We start from the raw sequence: 2,987 nt of genomic DNA on the forward strand, positions 1-2,987 counted from the left end.
TGATCCTCGACCTGCCGCGCGGCGACCAGTGCCTCCAGCGACGGAAGCCAGGCGGCGTCGCTGCAGCGGTCGCCGCCGCGCATCGCACCGGGCGGATGGGGGCGCTGGTCGCCTCCGTGCCCGAGGCGCTGCCGGAGGACCGGGCCGAGGCGCTGGTCGCCGCCGGCGTCGCGCCGCTGCTGGGCATCGACGATGCGCTGGCGGCCATCGCCGTCGCGGCCGCGGTGGGCGACGTGCTGCGCGATGCCGACCGGCCGGATCCAGCCCCCGCGGTGCCGCTGCGTCCGGGCGCTATCCGCACCCTGTCGGAATGGGACGGCAAGCGCCGCCTGGCCGGGCATGGCGTGCCGGTGCCGGAGGGACGGCTGGCCCGGTCGCCGGACGAGGCGGTGGCCGCGGCCGAAGCGATCGGCTTCCCGGTCGTGCTCAAGGCCACCGGCGCTGCCCTGGCGCACAAGACCGAACTCGGTGCGGTGCGGCTGAACCTGGCCGATGCCGTCGCGGTGCGGCAGGCCGCCGGAGCCTTGGTCGGCCTGGGCGAGGCGCTGCTGGTCGAACGCATGGTCGGCGATGCGGTGGCGGAGCTGATCGTCGGCATCGGCCGCGACCCGCAGATCGGCCTGCACCTCGTGCTCGGCTCCGGCGGCACGCTGGTCGAGTTGGTCGGCGACACGCGGATCCTGCTGTTGCCGGCGGGGCGGGCGGAGATCGCAGCGGCCATCCGCGCGCTGAAGGTGGCGAAGCTGATCGCCGGTCACCGCGGCCGGCCGCCCGGCGACCTCGATGCCGCGGTCGATGCCGTGCTGGCGATCCAGGATTTCGCGCGGGCCCATTCCGACCGGCTGGCCGAACTCGACGTCAACCCTTTGATGATCCAACCCGCCGGAGTGGTGGGGGGCGGCGCCGTCGCCGCCGATGTGCTGCTGCGACTGGTGGAGGAAACCCATGGCCGATGATGCCCTGCACGTCACCCGTGATGGCGCCGTGCTGGAGGTGGTGCTGGACCGCCCCAAGGCGAATGCGATCGACAGCGCCACCAGTCGGCGGATGGGCGAGGTGTTCGCCGTCTTCCGCGACGACCCGGCGCTGCGCGTCGCCATCGTCACCGGCGGCGGCGACCGGTTCTTCTCCGCCGGCTGGGATCTGAAAGCGGTGGCGGCGGAAGGCATCCGGCCGGATGAGGATTACGGCATCGGCGGCTTCGCCGGGCTGCAGGAGCTGCCGGGGCTGAACAAGCCCGTCATCGCCGCGGTCAACGGCATGGCGGTCGGCGGCGGGTTCGAGCTCGCATTGTCCTGCGACCTGATCCTGGCGGCGGAGCATGTCCGCTTCTCGCTGCCGGAGATCAATGCCGGCACCCTGGCCGATGCGGCGACGATCAAGCTGCCGCGCCGCATCCCCTATCACGTGGCGATGGACCTGCTCTACACCGGCCGCTGGATGGAGGCGGAGGAGGCGCTGCGCTGGGGCTTGGTCAACGCGGTGGTGCCGGCGGCGGAGCTGATGGACCGCGCCCGCGCCTTGGCCCGCCACCTGGCCGACGGCCCGCCTTTGGTCTTCGCCGCGATCAAGGAGGTGGCGCGCGAGAGCGAGGCGATGCCGGCCCAGGCGGCGCTGGCCCGGGTGATGGCCCGCGGCTTCCCGACCGTGGCGGCGCTCTACGACAGCGAAGACCAGCTGGAAGGCGCCCGCGCCTTCGCCGAGAAGCGCAAGCCGGTGTGGCAGGGGCGGTAGGAGCCATCCTCCTCACCCTCCCGTCGCCAACGCGACAGGCTCCTCCCTCTCCCTGAGGAGAGGGAAATCAGAGGCGCGGCCCCCTTTTTTATCTCTCCTTGGGGAGAGGTCGAAATCGCGTTGGCGATGGGAGGGTGAGGGGGAAGCCGGCTTACCCGCCCAGATGCGGCGACAGCTCGCGGTCGGCGGCGGCGACCTCCGCCAGCACCTTGGCGAAGGCGGGGCGGGCGGCCAGGCCGGCATACCAGGCGGCCAGGGCGGGAAAGCTGCCCAGCCCGGGGCCGCGCAGCCGCAGGCCGAACAGCAATGTCATGAACATGGCGATGTCGGCGACCGTCAGCGTGTCGAAGAAGAACGCCCGTCCGGCCAGCTGCGCGTCCAGCCTGGTGTAATGGCGGCGCAGGGCGTCCTCGGCCTTGCGGGCGCCAGCCTCCTGCGCCTCGCGCCGCACCGGGTCCGGCGGCTCGCTGCGATGCATCAGCGGCCGGACATCGGGCATCACGATCTCGTCGGCGGTGAGCTCGATCATCCGGCAGCGGGCGCGGTCGGCGGCGCCTTGCGGGTACAAGGGCGGTGCCGGGTGAGCATCCTCGAGATAGTCCAGGATCACGGTCGAATCGAACAGGGTCAGGCCACCGTCGACCAGCACCGGGACCTGGCCCTTGGGGTTGCCGGCCAGCACGGCCGGATGCCTGGGAGCATAACCCTCGGTCTGGGTGAAGGGCACCATCACCCTGGCATAGGCCAGGCCCTTCTCCTCCAGCGCGATCTCGACCTTGCGCGAGAACAGGCTCAGCGGCCCGGAATACAGCGTCAGGTCCGTCATGGCGCAGCCTCCCCCCGATTCGCATTCAGGAGAACGTTAAGCGAACGTGGGCGAGGCTGGCAATGCCCTCCCGGGGATGCGGGCGACTCAAGGCCGCGGCGCCGGCGGCCACGGTTGTTTGACAGGCGGGCTCACCGGTCTCTATCCCTGCGGGGCAAGGGAGAAGCCGGTGACCATCTCTGTCTACACCAAGGACATCCTGGCCGACATCGTCGCCCAATCCGGCTTCGAGATCGGCGACCACACCCATGGCCAGCCGGCGATTCGGGGGCAGGGCGGGACGGCGCGGCTGCGCATCGGGCGCTATTGCTCGATCGCCGACGGGGTCACGATCTATCTCGGCGGCAATCACCGCACCGACTGGGTCAGCACCTACCCGTTCAACACGATGGAGCGGTGGCCGGACGCCGCCGGGATCACCGGGCAT

3 protein-coding genes and 1 pseudogene are annotated in these 2,987 nt (G+C 71.5%); 3 read left to right on the top strand and 1 reads right to left on the bottom strand.

Going from position 1 to position 2,987, the window contains the following annotated elements; all coding sequences use genetic code 11:
* Positions 1-956 (top strand): acetate--CoA ligase family protein (locus AC3XYG_RS21865; RefSeq protein ID WP_489141980.1); only part of this gene is annotated, 956 nt, incomplete at its 5' end.
* Entirely contained in the window at positions 946-1,734 is a 789-nt protein-coding gene (locus AC3XYG_RS21870) for a carnitinyl-CoA dehydratase (RefSeq protein ID WP_489141981.1), read from the top strand. The genes AC3XYG_RS21865 and AC3XYG_RS21870, both read left to right, overlap by 11 nt.
* 151 nt (positions 1,735-1,885) lie before the next feature.
* Here AC3XYG_RS21870 and AC3XYG_RS21875 read toward each other — a convergent pair whose 3' ends face one another.
* The gene (locus AC3XYG_RS21875) at positions 1,886-2,560 is read right to left on the bottom strand and encodes a glutathione S-transferase family protein (RefSeq protein WP_489141982.1); all 675 of its coding nucleotides are present in this window, start codon (positions 2,558-2,560) and stop codon (positions 1,886-1,888) included.
* Positions 2,561-2,846: 286 nt separating this feature from the next.
* On the opposite strand from AC3XYG_RS21875, the pseudogene AC3XYG_RS21880 reads away from it, so the two are divergent.
* Positions 2,847-2,987: pseudogene (locus tag AC3XYG_RS21880) on the top strand (type B chloramphenicol O-acetyltransferase); the annotation flags it as partial.

Source organism: Inquilinus sp. (genome assembly GCF_057815775.1).